22 protein-coding genes are annotated in these 24369 nt (G+C 54.0%); 12 read left to right on the forward strand and 10 right to left on the reverse strand.

Annotation, left to right across the window (positions count from 1 at the left end; genetic code table 11):
- The first annotated feature begins 156 nt into the window (after positions 1–156).
- Together ACJ9Y9_RS22665 and ACJ9Y9_RS22670 are read left to right on the forward strand one after the other, a co-directional pair.
- A complete protein-coding gene (locus ACJ9Y9_RS22665) occupies positions 157–546 on the forward strand; it encodes a polymorphic toxin type 44 domain-containing protein (protein WP_028018334.1) in 390 nt (129 codons plus the stop codon).
- Positions 524–931: a hypothetical protein gene (locus ACJ9Y9_RS22670; RefSeq protein ID WP_028018335.1), complete on the forward strand. Its 408-nt coding sequence runs from the start codon at positions 524–526 to the stop codon at positions 929–931. The genes ACJ9Y9_RS22665 and ACJ9Y9_RS22670 overlap by 23 nt, the downstream gene beginning before the upstream one ends.
- Before the next feature lie 42 nt (positions 932–973).
- Here ACJ9Y9_RS22670 and uspB read toward each other — a convergent pair whose 3' ends face one another.
- A complete protein-coding gene (gene uspB / locus ACJ9Y9_RS22675; protein ID WP_028018336.1) occupies positions 974–1309 on the reverse strand; it encodes a universal stress protein UspB in 336 nt (111 codons plus the stop codon).
- A gap of 282 nt (positions 1310–1591) precedes the next feature.
- Between uspB and uspA the strand changes: the two genes are divergently transcribed.
- Positions 1592–2029 (forward strand): universal stress protein UspA, encoded by a 438-nt coding sequence (gene uspA / locus ACJ9Y9_RS22680; RefSeq protein WP_003861223.1) that lies wholly within the window; start codon positions 1592–1594, stop codon positions 2027–2029.
- A gap of 39 nt (positions 2030–2068) precedes the next feature.
- Here uspA and rsmJ read toward each other — a convergent pair whose 3' ends face one another.
- Positions 2069–2821: a 16S rRNA (guanine(1516)-N(2))-methyltransferase RsmJ gene (rsmJ, locus tag ACJ9Y9_RS22685; protein WP_032666898.1), complete on the reverse strand. Its 753-nt coding sequence runs from the start codon at positions 2819–2821 to the stop codon at positions 2069–2071.
- Between the two features lie 7 nt (positions 2822–2828).
- On the reverse strand, positions 2829–4871 hold the full coding sequence (prlC, locus tag ACJ9Y9_RS22690; RefSeq protein ID WP_028018338.1) for an oligopeptidase A: 2043 nt from the start codon (positions 4869–4871) through the stop codon (positions 2829–2831).
- A 177-nt stretch (positions 4872–5048) separates the two neighbouring features.
- On the opposite strand from prlC, the gene ACJ9Y9_RS22695 reads away from it, so the two are divergent.
- The 3 genes from ACJ9Y9_RS22695 (at position 5049) to ACJ9Y9_RS22705 (ending at position 9146) form a co-directional block, all read left to right on the forward strand.
- On the forward strand, positions 5049–5891 hold the full coding sequence (locus ACJ9Y9_RS22695; protein WP_028018339.1) for a 23S rRNA (adenine(2030)-N(6))-methyltransferase RlmJ: 843 nt from the start codon (positions 5049–5051) through the stop codon (positions 5889–5891).
- Between the two features lie 71 nt (positions 5892–5962).
- Positions 5963–7315, forward strand: coding sequence for a glutathione-disulfide reductase (gene gorA / locus ACJ9Y9_RS22700; RefSeq protein WP_028018340.1), 1353 nt, complete (start codon positions 5963–5965; stop codon positions 7313–7315).
- 181 nt (positions 7316–7496) lie between these two features.
- Positions 7497–9146 carry an alpha,alpha-trehalase gene (locus tag ACJ9Y9_RS22705; protein WP_028018341.1) on the forward strand — a complete coding sequence of 550 codons (1650 nt, stop codon included), beginning with the start codon at positions 7497–7499 and terminating at the stop codon, positions 9144–9146.
- Here ACJ9Y9_RS22705 and ACJ9Y9_RS22710 read toward each other — a convergent pair whose 3' ends face one another.
- The gene (locus ACJ9Y9_RS22710; RefSeq protein WP_028018342.1) at positions 9147–10736 is read right to left on the reverse strand and encodes an STY4199 family HEPN domain-containing protein; all 1590 of its coding nucleotides are present in this window, start codon (positions 10734–10736) and stop codon (positions 9147–9149) included.
- 148 nt (positions 10737–10884) lie between these two features.
- Here ACJ9Y9_RS22710 and ACJ9Y9_RS22715 point away from each other — a divergent pair, with 148 nt between their 5' ends.
- Entirely contained in the window at positions 10885–11424 is a 540-nt protein-coding gene (locus tag ACJ9Y9_RS22715; RefSeq protein WP_028018343.1) for a GNAT family N-acetyltransferase, read from the forward strand.
- Positions 11425–11495: 71 nt separating this feature from the next.
- Positions 11496–11834, forward strand: a complete 339-nt coding sequence (locus tag ACJ9Y9_RS22720; protein ID WP_028018344.1) for a lysozyme — start codon at positions 11496–11498, stop codon at positions 11832–11834.
- Here ACJ9Y9_RS22720 and ACJ9Y9_RS22725 read toward each other — a convergent pair.
- Together ACJ9Y9_RS22725 and ACJ9Y9_RS22730 are read right to left on the reverse strand one after the other, a co-directional pair.
- Positions 11813–12415 carry a response regulator transcription factor gene (locus ACJ9Y9_RS22725; RefSeq protein ID WP_028018345.1) on the reverse strand — a complete coding sequence of 201 codons (603 nt, stop codon included), beginning with the start codon at positions 12413–12415 and terminating at the stop codon, positions 11813–11815. The genes ACJ9Y9_RS22720 and ACJ9Y9_RS22725 overlap by 22 nt on opposite strands.
- A gap of 172 nt (positions 12416–12587) precedes the next feature.
- Positions 12588–13346, reverse strand: a complete 759-nt coding sequence (locus ACJ9Y9_RS22730) for an SDR family NAD(P)-dependent oxidoreductase (RefSeq protein ID WP_028018346.1) — start codon at positions 13344–13346, stop codon at positions 12588–12590.
- Between the two features lie 119 nt (positions 13347–13465).
- Between ACJ9Y9_RS22730 and ACJ9Y9_RS22735 the strand changes: the two genes are divergently transcribed.
- From ACJ9Y9_RS22735 to ACJ9Y9_RS22745, 3 genes are all read left to right on the forward strand, one after another.
- A complete protein-coding gene (locus tag ACJ9Y9_RS22735) occupies positions 13466–14365 on the forward strand; it encodes a LysR family transcriptional regulator (RefSeq protein ID WP_028018347.1) in 900 nt (299 codons plus the stop codon).
- Between the two features lie 50 nt (positions 14366–14415).
- On the forward strand, positions 14416–15441 hold the full coding sequence (yhjD, locus tag ACJ9Y9_RS22740; RefSeq protein ID WP_028018348.1) for an inner membrane protein YhjD: 1026 nt from the start codon (positions 14416–14418) through the stop codon (positions 15439–15441).
- Positions 15442–15702: 261 nt separating this feature from the next.
- Positions 15703–17025 carry an MFS transporter gene (locus ACJ9Y9_RS22745; protein ID WP_028018349.1) on the forward strand — a complete coding sequence of 441 codons (1323 nt, stop codon included), beginning with the start codon at positions 15703–15705 and terminating at the stop codon, positions 17023–17025.
- A gap of 93 nt (positions 17026–17118) precedes the next feature.
- Here the strand turns inward: ACJ9Y9_RS22745 and ACJ9Y9_RS22750 are convergent, their stop codons facing one another.
- The gene (locus ACJ9Y9_RS22750) at positions 17119–19161 is read right to left on the reverse strand and encodes an AsmA family protein (protein WP_028018350.1); all 2043 of its coding nucleotides are present in this window, start codon (positions 19159–19161) and stop codon (positions 17119–17121) included.
- Between the two features lie 65 nt (positions 19162–19226).
- Positions 19227–20000 (reverse strand): cyclic-guanylate-specific phosphodiesterase, encoded by a 774-nt coding sequence (pdeH, locus tag ACJ9Y9_RS22755; RefSeq protein WP_028018351.1) that lies wholly within the window; start codon positions 19998–20000, stop codon positions 19227–19229.
- A gap of 229 nt (positions 20001–20229) precedes the next feature.
- Here pdeH and ACJ9Y9_RS22760 point away from each other — a divergent pair, with 229 nt between their 5' ends.
- On the forward strand, positions 20230–21159 hold the full coding sequence (locus ACJ9Y9_RS22760; protein ID WP_028018352.1) for a sugar kinase: 930 nt from the start codon (positions 20230–20232) through the stop codon (positions 21157–21159).
- Positions 21160–21213: 54 nt separating this feature from the next.
- On the opposite strand, the gene ACJ9Y9_RS22765 is transcribed toward ACJ9Y9_RS22760, so the two are convergent.
- Together ACJ9Y9_RS22765 and ACJ9Y9_RS22770 are read right to left on the reverse strand one after the other, a co-directional pair.
- Positions 21214–22707, reverse strand: a complete 1494-nt coding sequence (locus ACJ9Y9_RS22765) for a pitrilysin family protein (protein WP_028018353.1) — start codon at positions 22705–22707, stop codon at positions 21214–21216.
- Between the two features lie 227 nt (positions 22708–22934).
- Positions 22935–24221 (reverse strand): dicarboxylate/amino acid:cation symporter, encoded by a 1287-nt coding sequence (locus tag ACJ9Y9_RS22770; protein WP_028018354.1) that lies wholly within the window; start codon positions 24219–24221, stop codon positions 22935–22937.
- Between the last annotated feature and the right edge of the window lie 148 nt (positions 24222–24369).

Genomic DNA, 24369 nt, shown 5'->3' on the forward strand with positions numbered 1-24369 from the left:
AAGCGGGTCAGGAAACTGACCCGCTTTTTTTATGTGCTGATAACTATCATGAAACGTTTGAAAATATAAGGATTTTCTGAACATTTTTTGCTCAAATCAATTTCGAAGATAAAACTATGATAGCGGTCAGAAGAAAAACCACACAAAGGAGGATGTATGGCTTCTGTCCCTATTTCAGGCCCCGGCTCAATTGTTATAGCTAACAACATGCGTGAAGCACGCCTGCACGGCATGTCGCGTAATATGGCCACTCCCTCAACGTATTATTGGTTCTACCAAAAAGTTCGTAATGGCGGTCCCTGGGATTATAAAAAATTCGACCCATATTTTGCTGCATTTGGTAACTTCAACTTCGGAGCCGCTGGCACTGCGGCGGGTATCCCTGCAAACATCCTTCTTATGGGAGCTGGCTGGGCTCAAGGTCGTGCAGGCACCTCAAAACCTGAATGGGGAAAATGGTACGAAAAGCCGCCTTACGGAGACGACCCAACCGACCAACGCAATATCAGAGAAGGAATAGACTATGCCATTCAAAACGGCTATTAAATGGATTCATCGCCTTGTTACCGTTTCGCTTATGGCTCTGGTCATTGGTTTTCTCTGGCTAAACCACCAGCCCAGTCAGCAAAAGAGCGATGAGCTACAGCGCGTTTATAAATTATCTGATAGCGTCTGGCTCTATATGACCGTGAACAATCAGGGTGGCGCAACCGTGCCAACAATCTACCGTTACTACCTCTCGGGGGAAATATCAGGGAATGATGCCGACGTTATCCATCAGCTTGCTATGAAGCATCCTGTTATTGAAGGTACAGGCACGATTACCACTGCCAGTATGGATACAAACGGGGAAGTGAAAATTACCTATAGCGGGAAAGTTATCTCAATTCAGGACAATATCTCAAATCTCCGGTTCTCAGTTACGCCCTGAACCAGATGAAATCAGGCGGGCTTACCCCGCCTGCTGTGAAGCTCAATGCCAAATCATCAATGCAACCATACTGACCACGACCAGACCACATAAGGCGCTGGTCAAAATGAACTGACGACGCAGGCGCTCGCAACGACGGATAAACTCTTCATCGTGATGATCGCGGTAGCGCTGGTAGTAGATGTATCCCACCAGACGCATCTGTTTGCTGGGCTGTCCATGCGAGGTGAAGAAACCTCCACCGTCCACATACTGATAAAGCAACGGATCGCAACCACGAAGTACCACCAACAGCGCACGTAACGATGAGAAGTAGCGCGCCATATTCACTATGCAAACCACACATAGCGCCCAAAACAATGCGACGGTGCTAATCATACATCCTCCCCGGCGTCCGCCCACGAAGCAAGGCTTCTGAGCTACCGCACCCCAATGCCCTGACAGACAGTTCAGTGAAAGAATGACCAAAATCGATCCGGTTCGCATTTTAAAATCCGAACGGCTCATTAAATAGTGTAGGAGATCCGTTAATTTTTTTGCCACAAGGTTAATCGTTATCAACACCAAAGCTTGAAAAATATGTTTAACTGGGCCGTAATAAAGTATCAGACGGCGGCATTCTCGTAATAGTCATCGATAACTTAAGGAAGGAGTAACACTATGGCTTACAAACACATTCTCATCGCGGTAGACCTCTCCCCGGAGAGCAAAGTACTGGTTGATAAAGCAGTATCCATGGCACGTCCCTACAACGCGAAAGTTTCTCTGATTCACGTTGATGTGAATTACTCCGACCTCTATACCGGTCTGATCGACGTCAATCTCGGCGATATGCAGAAACGCATCTCCGAAGAGACTCACCATGCTCTGAGCGAACTGTCGACTAACGCAGGTTATCCGATCACCGAAACCTTAAGCGGTAGCGGCGACCTGGGACAGGTGCTGGTCGATGCAATTAAGAAATACGATATGGATCTGGTGGTATGCGGTCACCATCAGGACTTCTGGAGCAAGCTGATGTCTTCAGCGCGCCAGCTGATTAACACCGTTCACGTGGATATGCTGATTGTTCCACTGCGTGACGAAGAAGACGAATAAGTGCAAAATGCCCGGTAGCGCTAGCGCCACCGGGCTTTGTTATTCCGGCGTACCGGCATAAATATCAAACCGGTGCCCTTTGGTAGTCACCGCATTGGTCGTCGCAACGTCCGCCAGCGGCGGCGCATAGTCCGGGCGTTTCACTACCACACGCTTCGTCGCTAACTGGCGAGCAGGCCCCAGCAAACCATCTGCATCCAGGTCCGGACCCACGAGCGACTGAAACACACGCATCTCTTTTTTCACCAGCGCGCTTTTCTGCTTATGCGGGAACATCGGATCAAGATAGACCACCTGCGGGCGCGGGGTAATATCGGTCAGCACCGTCAGGCTGGAGGCGTGGATCAGCTGCAAACGCTCCTGCAACCACGGGCCGATTTCCGGATCTGCATAGCCACGCACCAGACCGTCGTCGAGCAGTGCGGCCACCACAGGATTCCGTTCCAGCATCCGCACATGACAACCCACGGATGCCAGCACAAACGCATCACGCCCTAACCCCGCCGTGGCATCCACCACATCCGGCAGATAGCTTCCCTTGATGCCGACCGCTTTGGCAACCGCTTCACCACGACCGCCACCAAACTTACGTCGGTGTGCCATTGCACCGCCAACAAAGTCGACAAAAATACCGCCGAGTTTTGGTTCGTCGCGCTTACGTAATTCGAGATGCTCTGGCGTCATCACCAGCGCCATCAGGTTTTCATCATCATGCTCCAGCCCCCAGCGGGCGGCCAGAACAGATAAGGCGCCGTCTCCGGCGCCTGTTTCATCAACTAAGCAGATCTTCACGTAGCAATCAGCCTTTAATCCCGTAATGCTCAAGCATCGCATCCAGCTGTGGCTCGCGGCCACGGAAGCGTTTGAACAGCTCCATCGGCTCTTCTGAACCCCCGCGGGTCAGGATGTTATCGAGGAAAGACTGGCCAGTTTCGCGGTTAAAAATCCCTTCCTCTTCGAAACGAGAGAAAGCATCTGCCGCCAGCACGTCGGCCCACAGGTAGCTATAGTAACCTGCCGCGTAGCCGCCCGCGAAGATGTGGCTGAACGCGTGCGGGAAGCGGCCCCAGGTTGGCCCAGGAATGACGGCAACCTGCTTTTTAATCTCAGCCAGGGTCTCGAGGATTTTAGCCCCCTGTTCCGGGCTGAACTCGGCGTGCAGGCGGAAATCAAACAGGCCGAACTCCAGCTGACGCAGGATAAACATCGCCGCCTGGTAATTTTTCGCTGCCAGCATTTTATCCAGCAGTTCTTTCGGCAGCGGTTCGCCGGTCTCATAGTGACCAGAGATAAACGCCAGTGCGTCCGGCTCCCAGCACCAGTTTTCCATAAACTGGCTTGGCAGTTCGACCGCATCCCACGGCACACCGCTGATCCCGGCCACGCCAGCGGTTTCGATGCGGGTCAGCATATGGTGCAGACCGTGGCCGAACTCGTGGAACAGGGTGATCACTTCGTCGTGGGTAAACAGCGCAGGTTTGCCATTCACCGGACGGTTGAAGTTACAGGTCAGATAAGCGACCGGCTTCTGCAGAGAACCGTCGGCTTTACGCATCTGGCCCACGCAGTCGTCCATCCACGCCCCGCCGCGTTTGTTCTCACGCGCGTAGAGATCGAGGTAGAAACTGCCACGCAGCTCGTTCTTCTCGTCATACAGCTCGAAGAAACGTACGTCCGGATGCCAGACGTCAATGTCGGTACGTTCTTTTGCGGTGATGCCATAGATGCGTTTAACCACTTCGAACAGACCGTTAACGGCTTTGTTTTCCGGGAAGTACGGGCGCAACTGCTCGTCGCTGATGCTGTAGAGGTGCTGCTTCTGTTTTTCGCTGTAGTAAGCGATGTCCCACGGCTGCAACTCGTCCACGCCGAACTCCGCCTTCGCGAAAGCACGCAACTGAGCCAGCTCTTTCTCACCCTGTGGACGGGCGCGTTTGGCCAGGTCGGTCAGGAAATCGAGTACCTGCTGTGGATTTTCCGCCATTTTGGTAGCGAGGGATTTATCAGCATAGTTTTCAAAGCCCAGCAGTTGCGCCAGCTCGTGACGCAGAGCCAGAATTTCAGCCATCACCGGGCTGTTGTCCCATTTACCGGCATTCGGCCCCTGGTCGGAGGCGCGGGTGCTGTAAGCGCGGTACATCTCTTCGCGCAACGCCTGGTTGTCGCAGTAGGTCATTACCGGCAGGTAGCTCGGGATATCCAGGGTTAACAGGAAACCTTCCTGCTCTTTCGCTTCGGCCTGCGCTTTTGCCGCCGCCAGCGCGCTTTCCGGCATCCCGGCCAACTGCGCTTCGTCGGTAATCAGCTTCGTCCAGCCCATGGTGGCGTCGAGCACGTTGTTGCTGTACTGATTACCCAGTTCAGACAGGCGCGCGGCAATTTCACCGTAGCGGGTCTGCTTCTCTTTTGGCAGACCAATCCCGGACAGCTCAAAATCACGCAGGGCGTTATCGACCGATTTTTTCTGCGCCGTGTTCAGTTCAGCATAGTGGTCGCCGTCGCGCAGGTCGCGATACGCTTTGTAGAGCCCTTCGTGCTGGCCGACCCAGGTGCTGTACTCAGAGAGCAGCGGCAGAGTCTGTTCGTAGGCTTCACGCAGTTCCGGACTGTTTTTAACCGAGTTCAGATGGCTCACCGGGGAGAAGATACGTCCCAGCACGTCGTCCACTTCGGCCAGCGGCTGACACAGATTTTCCCAGCTGTACGGCGCGCCCTGCGCTACCACGCTTTCTACCGCCGCGCGACAGTTGTCCAGCGATTGCGTAACGGATGGAACCACATGCTCAGGGAGGATTTTAGAAAATGGTGGCAACGAAAAAGGCGTCAGTAATGGATTGGTCATAAACGCTGTCCTGTTGAATAAGATGAATGAAGCGCGCATCCGGCGCTGTGCATATGGTCCAGTAATGGGGTTAAGTGTAGAGGATTTCAATGCCTGCGCTTACCGGGCTGACGGGTAATCTGTACCGTTCTGCTGTAAACTGTGGCAAATCGTCATTTCAGCGGAATTTCATTACTCATGCTCAGTTATCGCCACAGCTTTCACGCAGGCAACCACGCCGATGTCCTCAAACACACCGTTCAGAGTCTGATCATCGAATCACTCAAAGAGAAAGAGAAGCCGTTTCTCTATCTGGACACCCACGCGGGCGCGGGGCGCTATCAGCTGAGCGGCGAACACGCCGAGCGTACCGGTGAATATCTGGAAGGGATCGCCCGCATCTGGCAGCAGGATGACCTGCCAGCAGAACTGGAACCCTACATCGGTGTAGTGAACCATTTCAACCGCAACGGCCAGCTGCGTTACTACCCAGGTTCTCCGCTGATTGCCCGTCAGCTGTTGCGCGAACAGGACAGCATCCAGTTGACCGAGCTGCACCCAAGTGATTTCCCACTGTTGCGCGCTGAATTCCAGAAAGATAACCGCGCTCGCGTGGATAAAGCCGATGGCTATCAGCAGCTGAAAGCCAAATTGCCGCCGGTTTCCCGTCGCGGCCTGGTGCTGATCGACCCGCCGTACGAAATCAAAACCGACTATCAGGCGGTGGTGACCGGCATCCACGAAGGTTACAAGCGCTTTGCGACCGGTACCTATGCCCTGTGGTACCCGGTGGTACTGCGCGCGCAAATCAAACGCATGATCAAAGACCTGGAAGCGACCGGCATCCGTAAAATTCTGCAGATTGAACTGGCGGTACGCCCGGATAGCGACCAGCGCGGCATGACCGCCTCCGGTATGATTGTCATCAACCCGCCGTGGAAGCTCGAAGCGCAGATGAATAACGTGCTGCCGTGGCTGCACAAAACGCTGGTGCCAGCGGGTACAGGCCACGCCACCGTCAGTTGGATCGTGCCTGAGTAATTACAGCCATCGGTGGAACCTATTGATTTCAGGTATACAATCGCGGCAATTCACGATTAAGGATAAAAGCTATGACTAAGCATTATGACTACATCGCAATCGGCGGCGGCAGCGGCGGCATCGCCTCCATCAACCGTGCGGCCATGTATGGCCAGAAATGTGCGCTGATTGAAGCCAAAGAACTTGGCGGCACCTGCGTGAACGTAGGTTGTGTACCGAAGAAAGTGATGTGGCATGCGGCGCAGATCCGTGAAGCTATCCATATGTATGGCCCGGACTACGGCTTTGACACCACCATCAACCACTTCGACTGGGACAAACTGATCGCCAGCCGTACCGCCTACATCGACCGTATTCATACTTCGTACGACAACGTACTGGCTAAAAATAACGTCGACGTGATCCGTGGTTTTGCCCGCTTTGTGGACGCGAAAACGATCGAAGTGAACGGCGAGACGATCACTGCCGATCACATCCTGATCGCCACCGGCGGCCGTCCGAGCCACCCGAATATCCCGGGTGTGGAATACGGTATCGACTCCGACGGTTTCTTCGAACTGCCAGCCCTGCCAAAACGCGTTGCCGTGGTGGGCGCAGGTTACATTGCGGTTGAGCTTGCCGGCGTGATTAATGGTCTGGGTGCCGAAGCGCATCTGTTCGTGCGTAAACACGCACCGCTGCGTAGCTTTGACCCGCTGATCGTCGACACGCTGGTAGAAGTGATGAACGCCGAAGGCCCAACCCTGCACACCAACGCCGTACCAAAAGCGGTAGTGAAAAATGCAGACGGCAGCCTGACCCTGGAGCTGGAAGATGGCCGCAGTCAGACCGTCGATTGCCTGATCTGGGCGATTGGCCGTGAACCGGCGAACGATAACTTCAACCTGGCCGTCACGGGCGTGAAAACCAATGATAAAGGCTATATCGTCGTTGATAAGTTCCAGAACACCAGCGTACCGGGCATTTATGCTGTCGGTGATAACACCGGTGCGGTTGAGCTGACCCCGGTTGCCGTTGCAGCGGGTCGCCGTCTCTCCGAGCGTCTGTTTAACAACAAGCCGGAAGAGCATCTGGACTACAGTAATATCCCGACCGTGGTCTTCAGCCACCCGCCAATCGGCACCGTCGGCTTAACCGAGCCGCAGGCGCGCGAGCAGTATGGCGACGATCAGGTGAAAGTGTATAAATCGGCGTTTACCGCGATGTATACCGCTGTTACCTCTCACCGTCAGCCGTGCCGTATGAAGCTGGTGTGCGTTGGGCCAGACGAGAAGATTGTCGGTATTCACGGCATTGGCTTTGGCATGGATGAGATCCTGCAGGGCTTTGCGGTGGCGCTGAAGATGGGTGCAACGAAGAAAGACTTCGACAACACCGTGGCGATCCACCCGACGGCTGCGGAAGAGTTCGTTACCATGCGATAATCCTGAAGCCCCTCTCCGGAGGGGCTTTTTTTTAACATTCATACACCGTTGCAAAACGAATGCTCCGAAAATAGTGATCTAGCGCACATATTCCTCCCCATCTACCGAAGCGAATGTCTACGCTTTAAAGACACCCGGAAGAACAATCTCTTCGAACACACAACCGGAGGTCCTTATCACCATGTTCAACCAGAAGACACAGGCTACCGAGAACATCGAATTCGGGATTGAAGAAGAGCTGCGCTACGAGACCGATCCCTGTGAGTTGAAACTGGATGAAATGATTGAAGCGGAGCCGGAACCCGAGATGATCGAAGGGCTACCCGCCTCTGATGCCCTGACGCCCGCCGATCGCTATCTTGAACTGTTCGAACACGTGCAGTCTTCACGGCTGTTTGCAGACAGCAAAACCTTCCCCGACTGCGCGCCGAAGATGGACCCACTGGATATTCTGATCCGCTACCGCAAGGTCAAACGCCACCGGGATTTCGACCTGCGCCAGTTTGTGGAGAACCACTTCTGGTTGCCTGAGACTTACAGCACAGAATATGTCTCCGACCCCGGCCTTTCGTTAAAAGAGCACATCGACAGTCTGTGGCCAGTGCTAACGCGTGAGCCACAGGATCATATTCCCTGGTCATCCCTGCTGGCACTGCCGCAAGCGTATATCGTGCCTGGCGGCCGATTCAGCGAGACCTATTACTGGGACTCTTATTTCTCCATGCTGGGGTTGGCCGAGAGTGGCCGGAACGATCTGCTGAAATGTATGGCGGATAACTTCGCCTGGCTAATCGAACGCTACGGTCATATTCCGAACGGCAACCGCACCTATTATCTCAGCCGCTCCCAGCCCCCCGTTTTTGCCCTGATGGTGGAGTTGTTTGAAGAGGACGGCGTACGCGGGGCAAAACGTTACCTTGAACACCTCAAAATGGAGCACGCCTTCTGGATGGACGGCGCTGAGTCATTGCTGCTTAATCAGGCCTATCGGAGTGCGGTACGTATGCCGGACGGTTCGCTGCTCAACCGCTACTGGGACGACCGTGACACACCGCGCGACGAATCATGGATTGAGGATGTGGAAACGGCCCGCCACTCGGGTCGTCCGCCCAATGAGGTGTATCGCGATCTGCGTGCGGGAGCGGCGTCAGGTTGGGATTATTCGTCCCGCTGGCTGCGCGATCCGTCACGGCTCGCCAGCATCCGCACGACGCAGTTTATCCCCATCGATCTGAACGCCTTCCTGTTCAAGCTGGAAAGTGCAATTGCCAATATCTCAGCATCGAAAGGAGATAAAGAAACCGCCGACCTGTTCCGCCAGAAAGCCAGCGATCGCCGCGAGGCAGTGAACCGCTATCTATGGGATGAGGAGAGCGGCTGTTTCCGCGATTATGACTGGAGACGCGAGGAAAAGGCGCTGTTCTCAGCAGCCAGCATTGTGCCTCTGTATGTGGGTATGGCAACCCATGAGCAGGCCGAACGCCTGTCTGATGCGGTCAAAGCGCGGCTCCTGACCCCAGGCGGTATTCTCGCCACCGAGTATGAAACCGGCGAACAGTGGGATAAACCCAACGGCTGGGCCCCGCTGCAATGGATGGCAATTCAGGGGTTCAAGCAGTACGGAAATGATTCGCTAGGGGATGAGATCGCCTGGAGCTGGTTGCAGACAGTGAACCATTTTTATAATCACCACCATAAGCTCATTGAGAAGTACCACATCGCCAGCAGTACACCACGCGAAGGGGGCGGTGGTGAATACCCCCTGCAGGATGGCTTTGGCTGGACGAACGGCGTGGTGCGACGGCTGATTGGGTTGTATGGGGAACCTTAATCAGCGAATCACCTCATAAATGGCGGTCTGGATGGACTGCCATTTTTTCGTGGTGGCATCCGGTTGTGACTGCGCACGACGGGTCGCCATATCAAGATCGTGCTGCTGGCGTTTCACCACGGCTGGCACAGTACAGAATGCTTTCAGATACTCTTTACGTTTTGACGTCAGAGGCTCGCCATTCGACATGGCGTGGCTGAGCGTATTGATAAAGCGACGGCACGGCTTCTCTTCGACCATGTTCTGCCGGTAGCGTAACATCAGCTCCAGCACGTCGTCATAACCTGCCGACATCGCCTCTTCGGTCCATGACAGCTTCCAGTCCATGCCGCCCTGTAAAAAGAGCTGAACCACGCGGGTATCGTTGCGGTTAATGGCCGAACGGAAGTTATTTTCGTCCCAGGTTACGCCCATGCGCGTCAGCGTTTCACGCGAGGAAGGCGTCTCACGCATTTCCTGTGGTGGCGCTGTTTCTGCGACACTGACGGTTGCAGGCTGTGGTTTACCACTGGTCACCAGCCAGAAGCCCCCTGCCACGATGGCAATCACCATGACGCCAACCGCCCCCCATAACGCACCAGAAATAAGCTGCTCGCGTTGTTCTGGGGTGCGCGGTGCGCGCTGGGTCGGCTTTTCAATGGTGTCACGAACTTCAAACAGATCCCCGCCAGTGACCCGATCCATTTTCTGCGCCTTTTCCCAGAAGGTATGCAATTCGCTGGCATCTACCGCCATTAACCCGGTCGGATTGACGCGGGTTCTCCCCTCTTCAAACGCACGCTGAACCGGTCGGCTGATCTGCGTGTAATAGTTATCCAGCAGCTGAATTTGCGCCGAACTTAACGTCTTCTGAACCGTGATGTTGTTGCGGATTTGCCGAATGTCATCGAGGAAGGTTTGCAGCGTTTTACGCGGTTCCACCAGCAGCGTCAGCATGGTCGGGTCACTGAATAGCGAAGCGTAATAGCGGCTGAACTCTTTTTTATCCACCAGCATCTGCGCCAGTTCACTGAACATCATGCCGCTCAGGACATCGTTAATCTCGCCAAGCTTCAACCAGCGTCTTACCCGGTCGGCGTTAAAAAGCGTCTTAAGATGGTTATTCAACCGCACCTGATCGGGCCAGGCCTGCTGGATGAGCCCTTTTAACATCAGCTCAATCGCACGCACCTGTTTGTGCGCCTGTTGCTGCTGGAGTTCACTGCCCGGTGCCAGCTCTGTGCTGTAGGTCAGAAGCGGCTGCTGCAGACGAAGGTGCTCCAGCGCAGTCACAAACCGCATTGCCGCAATCAGCTGGTTTTCACTCACATCCTGTCCGCTTTCATACTGCGGCACGCGCTGCTGCAGCAGGCGCAATTGCAGCGTAAATTCCGACATCTCGGCATCATTCAGATTGAGCTTCTTCGCAACGGCTCCCCAGCCCCCCAGAGCTAATCGCGCGCTGTCCAGTTGTTCAAGAAACCAGCGTGGATCTTTGCCCTCAGAAGCATGTACATTCAGAAGAAGCAAAATTTCCACAGACGCCTGGCGAATGACCGCCAGACAGTGTTCGAACTGTTCGCGAACGTGATGTGATGTACTGAGAGCCATTGTTTTCCTTAAGCGCCAACGAAGACATCCGGAATGGGCACGTAACTGCCGTTTTTCTTTTTATTTATACGAGGTTAACCATACCTGACTTTCTATTGAAATAAAGTGACAACCCTAAAATCATTTAAAAAGTGTCAGGAGAATCTGAATGCCTGTTTTAAACACCCCACGCCTTAGCTGCTCGCCCCTGCAGGAACATGACTGGCCCTTTTTTCTGGCATTACAGCAACATCCTGATGTCATGCGCTTTGTTGCGCAAGATCGCCCTGTAGCAGAGATCCGCGAGGCTTTTGACGCTCGTCTGACGCCATGGACACCTGGCAGCACACACTGGCTTTGTCTCGTCGTGCGTGATGCCACCACCCGAACGGCGCTGGGCGTCACCGGGTATATTCATCGGGAGGAGGATTGTGCTGAAGTGGGTTTTCTTTTTGAGCCCGCGGCGCAGGGGAAAGGTTACGGCTTCGAATCCCAGCAGGCACTTTGTGACTATGCCTTCCGTCAAGGGGGGATTCGCCGGCTGACCGCGACCGTCACTGCGGGGAATGTCGCCTCAAGACGCCTGCTGGAAAAAGCCCATTTTCGTCTGGAAGGTGAGTTACGCGAGAGCTATTACCTTGCCGGGCGCTGGCATAATGACTGGTTGTTCGGTTTATTGAGGCAGGACTACCTGAGCAATAACGCCTGATCAACAGCCATTTGGCGGATATTTCTCTGACGTTGATTCCTCTACAGTGTCGCTATTAAGAGGACACAAATATGAAAGGTCATGCACTGAAAATATCGGATGCCGCCATTGCGCTAATAAAAAATCATCAGGGACTTTCACTGGCGAAATATCGTGACGAAAACGGCTTATGGGTTATTGGTTATGGCCACGTTATCCGCGACCGGGAAACATTTAACGGTCTGATCACCCCTTCTGAGGCAGAATATTTGCTTCATAAGGATATTCAGTTATGTGAGAGGCTGCTGCGGGAAAATATGGCTCGGCCCTTAACCCAACAGCAGCATGACGCGCTGGTGCTAATGCTATTCAGCTTCGGTGAGACGTCCTCGCTCCCGCAAGCGGTTTTTCAGACCGTCGCTCGCGTATAATACATAGCCGCCTGCGTTCTGTTTTTAACATCCAGCCGACGGAAGAGCGCTTCCAGATGCGCTTTTACCGTGGCCGCGCTGATGTTGAGATTGCGTCCAATCTCTTTGTTAGATTCCCCTGCGGCCAGCAATTTCAGAACTTCGCGCTGGCGTTCGCTCAGAGATAATAAGGCCTGAGATGACGACGGCTGTTTAACCCACTCTCCGGGAAAACAGACCATCCCTCTGGACACCGAATCCAGCACGGCGGAAAACCGTTCTGGGCTCGCCTTGCGGGGAATAATGGCCATGACGTTTCGCTGCAACAACTGCTCAACCCATCGGGCCTCTTTTTTCGCTAACACCATGACCACGGATATCGCCGGGAAGCGAGTCATGAGCGCTTCCAGCCACGCGATCTCGTCATCCTGAATTAAATTTCCGTCAATCATGACAATAGCAGACGGTGACGCGGACACCTGAGCCCATAAATCTTCTGCCTGACAGGTTCCTGTTATATTTATTTCTGGAATTAACGTCTGAAGACTGTGTATCACTCCATGAATAAATATTGACTGCCTGTCAAACATGATCACTCGCATCGTTTTTCCCCTCTGAGAATAGCGAAGGGGGATTCTACAGAGGCGTTATTTAAGAAAAAACTCAATGAATGGGGACGTTACAAATCCACCCGTGTTCTTTATATCTGTCAGTATTTGGACACATTAATGTTGAGGATTTCCTTAAGAGGTTCCTTCCTCTTAAGAATAGGCATCACAGGAACATTCCGCCTGATACTTCAATACGTTGTGCGTTCATCCAGCCCAGTTTATCGCTAAGCAGGGCCGCAATGGCATCGCCAATATCATCCGGTAGCCCCACCCGACCCAGGGCGGTCTGTGAAGCCAGCATCTGATTCAACTGCGCGTTGTCACGCACGCGTCCACCGCCAAAGTCCGTTTCTATCGCGCCGGGAGCAATGATGTTGACAGTGATCCCGCGCGCGCCCAGCTCTTTTGCCTGATAACGGGTCAGCACTTCCATCGCCCCTTTCATGGCAGCATAGGTTCCTGAACCTGGCTGAGTAAAACGAGCCAGTCCACTGGAAACATTGAGGATCCGTCCCCCGTCATTAAGCAATGGCAGCAGGCGCTGTGTCAGGAAAAACGGCCCTTTGAAATGGATGTTTAACGCCTCATCAAACTGAGCTTCCGTTGTGTCGCTATAGGGCGCGTATAACCCCGTTCCGGCATTGTTTAATAAATAATCAAAGGTGTCACGCTGCCAGACGGTGTTAAGGGTTTCCTGAAGCTGCCGGGCAAAATGGTCGAAACTGGCGATATCCCCGACGTTGAGCTGTAATGCTGCCGCTCTGACACCTTTTCCCTGAATTTCGCGTACAACATCCTGTGCTTCCTGCTCACTGCGGTGATATGTCAGGATAATTCCCGTCCCCTCTGCAGCCAGCTTTAAAGCCGCGTTTTTACCCAGTCCACGGCTACCACCCGTCACTAATGCGATACGTTCAGTCATCATAAACCTCGTTTTGCCTGTTATGGAGATTGAGAAAGAGCTTATTAGGTGATAGAAAATCAATAAAGATGGAATAAAACGCTTCACTGTTTCAACCGCAACAACAATGAGCTTCGTCTATGGATAAAATTCACGCAATGCAGTTGTTTGTCCGCGTCGCGGAACTGGAGAGTTTTTCCCGCGCGGCAGAAACATTAACGCTGCCAAAAGGCAGCGTTTCTCGGCAAATTCAGGCGCTGGAAAACCGGCTTGGCACCCAGCTGTTGCACCGCACCACGCGTCGCGTCAGCCTGACGCAGGACGGCATGGTCTATTACGAGCGGGCAAAAGATCTGCTGGCAAACCTTGATGAACTCGACGGAATGTTTCAGCACGACCCCTCCAGCATCAGCGGGCGGTTACGCGTGGATATGCCCGTCGCCGTTGCGCGAAATTTAGTCATACCCAAACTGCCTGCTTTTCTGCAGCACTATCCCGGTATCGAACTGGAACTCAGCAGCAGCGATCGTCTTGTGGATGTGATCCGCGAAGGGTTTGATTGTGTCGTCCGCGTCGGCACACTGAAGGATTCAGGGCTTATCGCGCGTCCGCTGGGCAAGCTGACGGTGATTAACTGCGCCAGCCCGGATTATCTGGCGCGTTTTGGCTACCCGGAAACGCTGGACGATTTAGGCTCACACGCCGTCATTCATTATGCCGCCATGCTGGGTACCCGCCCGCAGGGCTTTGAGTTTTATAGCGGCAGTGCGACGCAGTGGATAAAAACGGGCGGGGTGTTAACCGTCAACAGTACGGAAACCTACCAGGCTGCCTGCCTCGCCGGGTTGGGCATTATTCAGGTTCCGCGGGTTGGCGTACGCGATTTACTGCGCGCGAAGAAACTGATTGAGATCCTCCCGCAATACAAGGCCGAACCGATGCCTGTCTCTCTGATTTATCCCCATCGCCGTAACCTCTCCCGCCGGGTACATCTGTTTATGGAGTGGCTTACCGAACTTACAAAAGCTTATGTGGATTAGTCGCAAGCTATAATTCAATTACATCCAGCCAAACGAAAAGGAAAAGACGCGTGACGCCGGAAAACAACCCGCAACGACCCACCCAACAGTTAGATTATGATCCCATCAAAAAGATGGAAACCGGGCCCGAAGAGGCCAAATCGCCAGGCACCGCCAGCAAAGCGCTGGGAACCGTCACCGGTATCGCCGCAAGAATTCAGCAGTTTCCCATGGTGGCGCATCTGATACGTGCGGCCGAACGCTTCAATGACCGCATGGGAAACCAGTTTGGTGCCGCCATCACCTATTTTTCCTTCCTGTCGATGATCCCGATCCTGATGGTGTCGTTTGCGGCGGCCGGTTTCGTGCTCGCGTCGCACCCGACGCTACTGCAGGATATTTTCAATAAGATCCTGAATAACGTCAGCGACCCGACCCTTGCCAGCACGCTCAAAAGCACCATCAATACTGCCGTCCAACAGCGTACCACCGTCGGTATCGCTGGCTTGCTGATTGCCCTTTACTCCGGCGTTAACTGGATGGGCAACCTGCGCGAGGCCATTCGCGCCCAGTCGCGCGAGGTATGGGAGCGTAAGCCTCAGGATCAGGAAAAAATTTGGATTAAGTATATTCGTGACTTTGTTTCGCTGATTGGCCTGCTTGTCGCACTCATCGTCACGCTCTCGATTACTTCTGTTGCAGGCTCCGCGCAGCAGATGATTATCTCCGCGCTTTATCTCGATTATATCGAGTGGCTGAAACCCGCCTGGCGCGGCATTGGTCTGGCGATTTCCATCTTCGCTAACTACCTGCTGTTCTTCTGGATCTTCTGGCGCCTGCCGCGTCATCGTCCGCGCAAGAAGGCGCTGATCCGTGGAACATTGATTGCGGCGATAGGCTTTGAGGTGATCAAAATTGTGATGACCTGGACCCTGCCGGCGCTGGTTAAATCCCCTTCTGGCGCGGCGTTTGGTTCAGTACTGGGGTTGATGGCGTTCTTCTACTTCTTCGCCCGCCTGACGCTGTTCTGCGCAGCGTGGATTGCCACCGCTCAGTACAAAGATGACCCAAGGATGCCGGGGAAAACGCATCGGTAATCCCTCTCCCGGGCTGAAATCTCAGCCCGATTCATCATTTCAGCATATAAATCCAGTCCGTAACTTTTATTTAACCGAAAACCAGTTTAATTGACTGATATTTAAAATCTGTGAAGCATTTCATAGACGTGTTTTGGCTGGTCTGAAAATTATCCGCTTTTTGTTGCTTTTATCACCAGCCAACAGCTTTGTTACAGATTGAAATGTCGCTTTTGCTGTGCGTAATATGGCCTTTCGTTCGACAAAAAATAAGAAAATATTATGCAAGCAACAGCCACAACACTCGACTCTGGTGCAGAAAACGTTCCGGTAAATTCGCGCAATAAAGTTGTCGTCGCATCGCTGATTGGCACCGCCATCGAGTTCTTCGACTTTTACATTTATGCCACCGCTGCGGTCATCGTCTTCCCGCATATTTTCTTCCCACAGGGAGACCCGACGGCAGCCACGCTACAATCTCTGGCTACCTTTGCTATCGCGTTTGTTGCCCGTCCGATTGGCTCTGCCCTGTTTGGGCATTTTGGCGATCGCATTGGGCGTAAAGTCACCCTGGTGGCCTCATTGCTGACGATGGGGATCTCCACCGTGGCCATCGGTCTGCTGCCAACTTACGAAACTATCGGCATTCTGGCCCCGGTTCTGCTGGCGCTGGCGCGTTTTGGTCAGGGTCTGGGGCTGGGGGGTGAATGGGGTGGCGCTGCGCTGCTGGCGACCGAGAACGCACCGGCGCGTAAACGTGCGCTGTATGGTTCATTCCCGCAGCTTGGCGCACCCATTGGCTTCTTCTTTGCCAACGGGACGTTCCTGCTGCTCTCCTGGCTGCTGACAGATGAACAGTTCATGAGCTGGGGCTGGCGTATCCCGTTTGTGTTCTCTGCCGTGCTGGTGCTGATTGGTCTGTATGTCCGCGTTTCTTTGCATGAAACCCCTGTTTTCGCGAAAGTTGCCGCCGAGAAAAAACAGGTGAAAGTACCGCTGGGCACGCTGCTGACCAAACACGTCCGCGTGACCGTGCTGGGCACGTTTATCATGCTGGCGACTTATACCCTGTTCTACATCATGACCGTTTACTCCATGACGTTCAGTACCGCCGCCGCGCCGGTTGGGCTGGGCCTGCCGCGTAACGAAGTGCTGTGGATGCTGATGATGGCGGTAATTGGGTTTGGTGTGATGGTACCGATTGCGGGTCTGCTGGCGGATAAATTTGGTCGCCGCGCAAGCATGATTGTGATCACCACGCTGATCATTCTGTTTGCACTGTTCGTCTTCCCGCCGCTGCTGGGTTCCGGTAGTCCGGCGCTGGTGATGGCCTACCTGCTGATTGGCCTGAGCCTGATGGGGCTGACCTTCGGCCCGATGGGCGCGCTGCTGCCGGAGCTGTTCCCGACGGAAGTGCGTTATACCGGCGCGTCGTTCTCTTACAACGTCTCCTCCATTCTGGGCGCGTCCGTTGCGCCGTACATCGCGACCTGGTTACAGGCAAACTATGGTCTGTTCTATGTCGGTGTCTATCTGGCAGCTATGGCAGCGCTGACGCTGATTGCACTGCTGCTGACGCACGAGACGAAACACCAGGCTCTGTAAGCTAATGCCGGGTGGCGGCTACGCCTTACCCGGCCTACGATTCAAATGTAGGCCGGGTAAGCGCAGCGCCACCCGGCAATAACAGGCCGCACCTTACTTCTTCATCTGTGACAAAATCGTCCGGCACTGATTCGCTTCGCCTTCTGACGGCGAAATCAACGCCAGCAGCGCTGCAGCTGGGGTAACCAGCGTCGCGAGGGCTGCTGCCACCGCACCGCGCGCAATCAACGGCCCTGGTTTCACACCCGCCTGGGGGTTTTTGAAGGTGCCGCGCACATAAAGCGGCGAGCGCAGGGTGATGATACGAATCCCCTTACTTTCCGGATCGATCGTCAAATCAAGCTGCTCGGAGGCCATGCTGGCAGTACCGGTCACGTTAATGACTGCATTTTCCGTGTCGAAGGCAAAAATCTGCGGGCGTGCCACGCCGTTAACCAGATCCAGATTAGCCGCCGCGCAGTTCACCCGCACCTCGTCGTCACCGAAGATTTGCCCGATAACGTAGTTACCGACGTTCAATCCCAGGATCTCCATCAGGTTGCGGCTCACCAGCCCGTCGTTCATCAGAAGCTTCAGATTGCCATTACTGCTTCCCAGCAGCGCCGCCACGGAATTCCCTACCCCGCGAATGTCGGCATCACCGTTCATTTCGCCGAGGGTTTTCTGCATTAACTCCACGTTCGGCATCAGCGCTTTCAGCTTAAGCCTGCGGGCCTGAATATCGGCTCGTCCCTGCATCGGCTTTTTATCGCCTTCCAGGTGAATGTTCGAGGAAATTGTCCCGCCTGCCATGCCAAACTTCAGCGGCTGCAGGCGCAGGTCGGCATTCTGGAGGAGAATATGGGTCGAAAGGTTGCTGATCGGCAGCGTGCTGCCGTGTTCAATTTTGCCGCCTTTGAAGCGTACATCCGCATCCATTGCATTCCACTTGTCGGTCTCAAAGCGGTCGTAGGGCAGCACTTTCCCCGCGGGCTGGAGGTCTTTCTTCACCTCTTTTGACTTCGTACCTTTACCGGAATCAATACCTATCAGCGGGCCTAAGTCGGCCAGACGCAGCTGGCGGGACTCGACATCCCCTTCCAGTTTCGGACGCGGTTTTCCGGTGGTGTAAGTCAGTGAGCCGTGAATATCACTATCACCAATACGACCGTTGAAACCCCGGTAATCAAATACCGACGATTTTTCCGCGCCGATTTTCGCCACCAGATGGCCGTCGGTCTCAAACGGCGGCGTATCCGGCAGTAATACGCCAGTGAGCTGATACAATTCGCCCAGCGAATCGCCGGCAAACTTCAGCTGCAGATCGACGCCCCCCATGTTCATCGGATCGTTGACCGTCCCCACGAACGCCACGCGGGTGTTACCGGAACGGAAATCCGCCTGCACCGGGAACGGCGTGCCTTCGCTCCGGAGTGCCAGCATGCCGCCTATTTTCCCTTTACCGCTGAGAGGTTGATCGTTGTAGCGTCCCTTTGCCGTCAGGCCGAATACGTAATCACCCACGCTGGCGTTGTCGCCTTTCGCTTTGCTGCCAGTCACTTCGCTAAACGGTAATGGTTTGCCCAGCGGATCAACCAGGATCTCCACCTCCGCCCTGCTGACCTTATCGTCGATGGCGATCCGCCCGCGATCGAAAAGAATATTGTCGAGACGGAATGACCAGGAAGAAGGCTGGGCATTCGGATCTTTTTCGCTGTCACTGGCAAGGTTGAACGTCCAGTTGTTGTTTTTTTCAGAGAGGCGAATCAGCCGCGCATCGGGCTGCTGAAGCTTGATCCACGGCAGATAGACCGTTTTGGACAATAGCGCTAACGGGGCCAGTGTGGCTTCAACGCGGGGCAGATGCACCATGGTGACATCCGGGATATCTGGCGGGTTGCCGAGGATGATGTCGTCGGCGTGAACATGTGGCCAGGGGATCCAGCTTCGCCAGCCGGTCTCCTCTTTCTGACGTTCCCAAACCACCCCTAAATCACCGCGTATGGCGAAGGGGCGGTTCAGCTCGGTTGAGACTTTCTGGTTGATGGTCGGCTTAAGACGGTTCCAGTCAAACGTCGCAACAATGACGACGAAAACCACGATCAACAACAAGAAAATCCCTGCTACCCAGGAGATTACCCTGGCTGTTTTTGTCATTGTTTTCCCCTTTCCTGATGACCTGTCCTGTAAAACTATAGTTCAGACAAAGGGAAGCTGGCTTATCAGAGGGTCGTTATCACGTTATCGAGGTGATCCATGGGGACCGGGCGAGAGAGGAAATAGCCTTGCGCCGCCGCTGCAGGAGAGTTTTGCACATCACGCCACTCTTCCAGCGTTTCCACGCCTTCAACAATCACCCCCTGGCAATAGCGGTTCATCAGCTGTAATAACAGCGTAAACAGATTCCGCCCTTCAGAGGTCTGGCGCAGCATAATGAACAGCTCGCGGGCCACTTTAATGTAGTCATAATGCACTTCACTCAGGGCAGAGAAGTTCGCCATGCCAGTGCCAAAATCATCCAGCCACAACGGGCCATACTCACATATTGAAGCAAACGAAGAGTCCTGCGGCAGTCGGACATGCTCGACCAGCTCAAAGCGCATCCATGGCAGGGTGGCGATCAATTCCTGCAATTTCGCATTCTGACGCAGCGCCAGCAGAGTTGGGCCATCAACGTTCACCGAGGCGAGGATATCATTCTGCTCGAAAAAGGCCTGCTTCGTCGCCAGCATACGGAGCTGTTCTTCCAGCACATCCAGGCGCTGGCGAACGGCAACTTCGGCAAAATAGCGATCCGGTGCGATACGCTGAGAAGGGTTTGATGGATGCGTGACGACGGTCAAAATTTCAATTGCCATCAGCCGACCATCAGTCCGGTAGATCGGCTGATAGGTGTACGCGCGCTCACATTGCAGCCAGTAGCGATGCTCCTGCAAGTTCTCAATACTTGCCTCAGGCGTAGTGCTCAGCCGCTGGATAACCTGCTCTGACTTCATTTCAGATGTCCTGTTGTTGGGATAGCCTTTCTGGACTCGTCACAGGATTATCGGCGCAACAATTGAGAACTTTATGTTCAATTCACGGGGAAAATGAAATTAAGATGACAGAAATGAACAGGAACACGCGCTGGCTCAAACAAAATAATGGAACGTTGTTTTAATATAGTTGACCAGTTAATTCACTCAGCGCAAACTACCGATAATTACTCTGTTCAGGTTCACGACTATGTCCAAAAAAATTGCCGTGATTGGCGAATGCATGATTGAGCTGTCACAAAAAGGCGCGGAAGTCAGCCGCGGATTTGGTGGCGATACGTTAAACACTTCCGTTTATATTGCCCGTCAGGTTGCACCTGAGGCACTCGCCGTGAACTACGTCACCGCACTGGGCACGGATAATTTTAGCCAGCAAATGCTGGACGCCTGGCAGAGTGAACACGTTGAAACCTCGCTGATCCAGCGTATGGAGAACCGCCTCCCGGGGCTCTACTACATCGAAACCGACAGCACCGGCGAGCGTACGTTCTATTACTGGCGTAACGAAGCCGCGGCCAAATTCTGGCTTGAGAGCGATGCAGCCGCGGCCATCTGTGAAAAACTGGCCACGTTTGATTATCTCTATCTGAGCGGGATCAGCCTGGCGATCCTGAGCCCCACCAGCCGTGAAAAGCTGCTTTCTCTGCTGCGCGAATGCCGCGCCAACGGCGGGAAGGTCATTTTCGATAACAACTACCGTCCGCGCCTGTGGGCCAGCCGCGAAGAGACGCAGCAGGTCTATCAGCAGATGCTGCAGTGCACCGACATCGCGTTCCTGACGCTCGACGATGAAGACGCCCTCTGGGGTGAGAAACCGGTAGAAGACGTGATTGCGCGTACGCAGGCGGCTGGCGTAAGCGAAGTGGTGATCAAGCGCGGCGCAGATTCATGCCTGGTCTCAGTTGCGGGTGAAGCGGTGATTGACGTCCCGGCGGTGAAGCTTGCCAAAGAGAAAGTGATTGATACCACCGCGGCGGGAGACTCATTCAGCGCGGGCTATCTGGCGGTACGTTTGACGGGCGGAAGCCCGGAAGCGGCGGCACAGCGTGGGCATCTGACGGCCAGCACCGTGATTCAGTATCGCGGGGCAATTATTCCGCGTGAGGCGATGCCTGTTTAAGTAAGGCGCGGGCTGACACCCTCTCCACAGGGAGAGGGTGTGTTAACGTATTAATTACTGCCCCTGCGGTATATCCGTCGCATCCTGATGTAAATCATCAGTCGTGGTGGCCTGCACCGGCTGCGGCGCGGTAGCCATAATGGAATCCCAGGTCGTCTGAAGTTCCTTCATGTCATATTCCGGCTCGCCTTTTGGCTGCAGCAGGACCAACGCCATTTCCTGCGACAGCTGCTGACGCAAGTCCTGATTTAACATATCGACGGTCAGACCGTTAAGGAAATCCTGGCGAAGTTTCTGGTACTGTTCTGGTGCAATATCCACCACCTGATTTTGCAGGGAGCGAATACGCTGACTGATCAGGATATCGGTATCGGCGCGAGCGTAGGTTGCAAACAGCTTCTGCAGCTCGAGTTTTTTCTGCGCCACGAGAGCATTGAACTCGTCTTCAGAGAGACCCTCTTTGCGCACTTTCGCCAGCTCTTTCGCAACCACACCCAGATTCGCATTCAGCTTATCGCCCGGCGATTCAACGTTAATGGCACACTGTGCACGCTGGAACAGCACACGACAGTCAAAACCAAGACCGATATTCTTCACACTGTTCTTACTGAGCGTCTGCTGAACGTGCCAGAACAACGCTTCACGCGCCAGATCGGCACGCCAGTAGCGCAACAGCGCCGCGGACTCACGAATTGGCTGCCAGGCGTTATCCCACATGACGGAAAGTCTGTCCTGACGGACGGTGTCCGTCATAATGCTGACGGGTTCTGTGCGCAGTGGAGAGAGCGTCGGGACAGGTGCTGGCGTTTCACGTTTGCCTTTCAAATCACCAAACGCTTTGTTGATCTGCTCAACCACCGCGCGGCTGTCCACGTTACCCACTACGATCAGCGTCATCGCATCCGGGGTATACCATTTCTGGTAGAACGATTTTACCTGTTCAGCATCCACCGGTTGTTTCAATGGTTCGGCCGGGTCATGCCCAAGCAACGTGGAGCCTTTCAGGCGATAACGCCACCAGCCCTCTTTGGTATCCACAGGCCAGGTCGCCACCATGTCACTGTTGCTCAAGGCATAGTTAACGGTATCCGGCGTAATCGCCAGATTGCCAGAGGCATCGGAGAGATACGTCAAGGCTTCTTTGAGCAAATCGTTGCGGTTATTTGGCAGGCTCAGGTTAAACATGGTGTAGTCATACGAGACAACAGCCGGAGGAAGTGGGCGTTTCGGATCGATGGCCTGTTGCCAAAGAGAACGCACCTGAACCGCTTGCAGACTGCCGCTCTGAGTGAGCGCCAGCCGGGGAATAAAGTGGCTAAACCCAGTTTGCTGGGTGCTCTCCGCGAGAGAGCCGGTATTGACGGACAGACGGATTTCAATACGGTCGCTGGGACGTTGTGGGGTGGCTAAAACCTGCCACTGAAAACCATTCGCTAATGTCCCTTGTTGCCAGGCCGGGTCTGGCTGGAGCGCATCTGCCTGCACATAACTGGCTGCTGCCATCATCAGCAAACCGCCGGTTAAGAGTCGAATTTTTGTGCCCTGCATGTGAACCCCTGATCAACATTCCTGGTTAAAAAAGAGTGCCTCGCGACGCGCCACACTCTTAAAGATGACGATGAAAATACGTCAATTAGACCGCGCGTTCGGCAAAACGTCACGGTCAGAAGTGAAATATACCCAAAAAAAATCTTGTCGAATTATGACAGGTATGAACAGTTATTATGCGCAGGAGCCCGCATTCCGACAAGGGAATACGGGCATTTGTGACAAGTTTAAGAGGTTAAGCCAGGATTTTTGCTGTCGGTTGAACGGTTATTCAGAGTGTCGTCGAGCTTTTTGTGATCCAGCTCTTTCACCCATTTCGCCACGACCACCGTGGCTACGCCGTTACCCACCAGGTTGGTTAACGCACGCGCCTCGGACATGAAGCGGTCAATACCCAGAATCAATGCCAGACCCGCCACCGGCAGGTGACCCACTGCAGAGATGGTGGCCGCCAGCACGATAAAGCCACTGCCTGTCACGCCCGCCGCACCTTTAGAAGAGAGCAGGAGCACCACCAGCAGGGTAATCTGATGGAAAATATCCATATGACTGTTGGTCGCCTGAGCGATAAACACAGCCGCCATCGTCAGGTATATCGAGGTTCCATCAAGGTTGAAGGAGTAACCCGTCGGGATCACCAGACCGACCACCGATTTCCGGCACCCTAGTTTCTCCATCTTATCGAGCATACGCGGCAGCGCCGATTCTGAAGAAGAAGTCCCCAGAACAATCAGCAGCTCTTCACGGATGTAGCGGATGAATTTGAAAATACTGAAGCCTGTCGCGCGGGCGATAGAACCCAGTACCACGACCACGAATAGGATACAGGTGATATAGAAGCAGATAATCAGCTGACCCAGCTGCACCAGCGTACCGACGCCATATTTACCGATGGTAAAGGCCATCGCACCGAAAGCACCAATCGGCGCCAGGCGCATGATCATATTGATGATGCCGAAGATCACCTGCGAGAAGCTTTCAATCACATTGAAAATAAGCTGACCTTTGCTGCCAAGACGGTGCAGGGCGAAGCCAAACATGACCGCAAACAGCAACACCTGCAGGATGTTTCCGCTGGCGAACGCGCCGATGACGCTGCCAGGTATTACGTCCAGCAGGAAGGCGACGACGCCCTGATCCTTCGCCTGCTCGGCATAAACCGCGACTGCTTTGGCATCCAGCGTTGAGGGGTCAACGTTCATTCCCGCGCCAGGCTGCACCACGTTAACTATAATAAGACCGATAATCAGCGCGAGGGTACTGACCACCTCGAAATACAGAAGTGCCACAGCGCCGGTACGCCCCACCGCCTTCATGCTTTCCATGCCAGCGATGCCCGTCACTACCGTACAGAAGATCACCGGGGCGATGACCATTTTGATGAGCTTAACGAACGCGTCGCCAAGCGGTTTCATTTGTGCGCCCAGTTCAGGGTAATAGTGACCCAGCAGAATACCGATGGCGATGGCTGTCAGGACCTGGAAATAAAGACTTTTAAAGAGAGAGGTTTTCATAAGGTGTCCTTGGGAAGAAAAACCACAGGCTTTGTAAGGTTATGGTTAACCTGCGGCTTTAAAATAACACCCACATAACAGGACAGAAATAAACTCAGTTCAAATTTGAAACACAAATGTTAAGAACTTTGAGCTGACTCGCACAAGC

It is taken from the genome of Enterobacter sp. CPE_E1241 (genome assembly GCF_045618265.1).
Classification (GTDB): Bacteria; Pseudomonadota; Gammaproteobacteria; order Enterobacterales; family Enterobacteriaceae; genus Enterobacter; species Enterobacter adelaidei.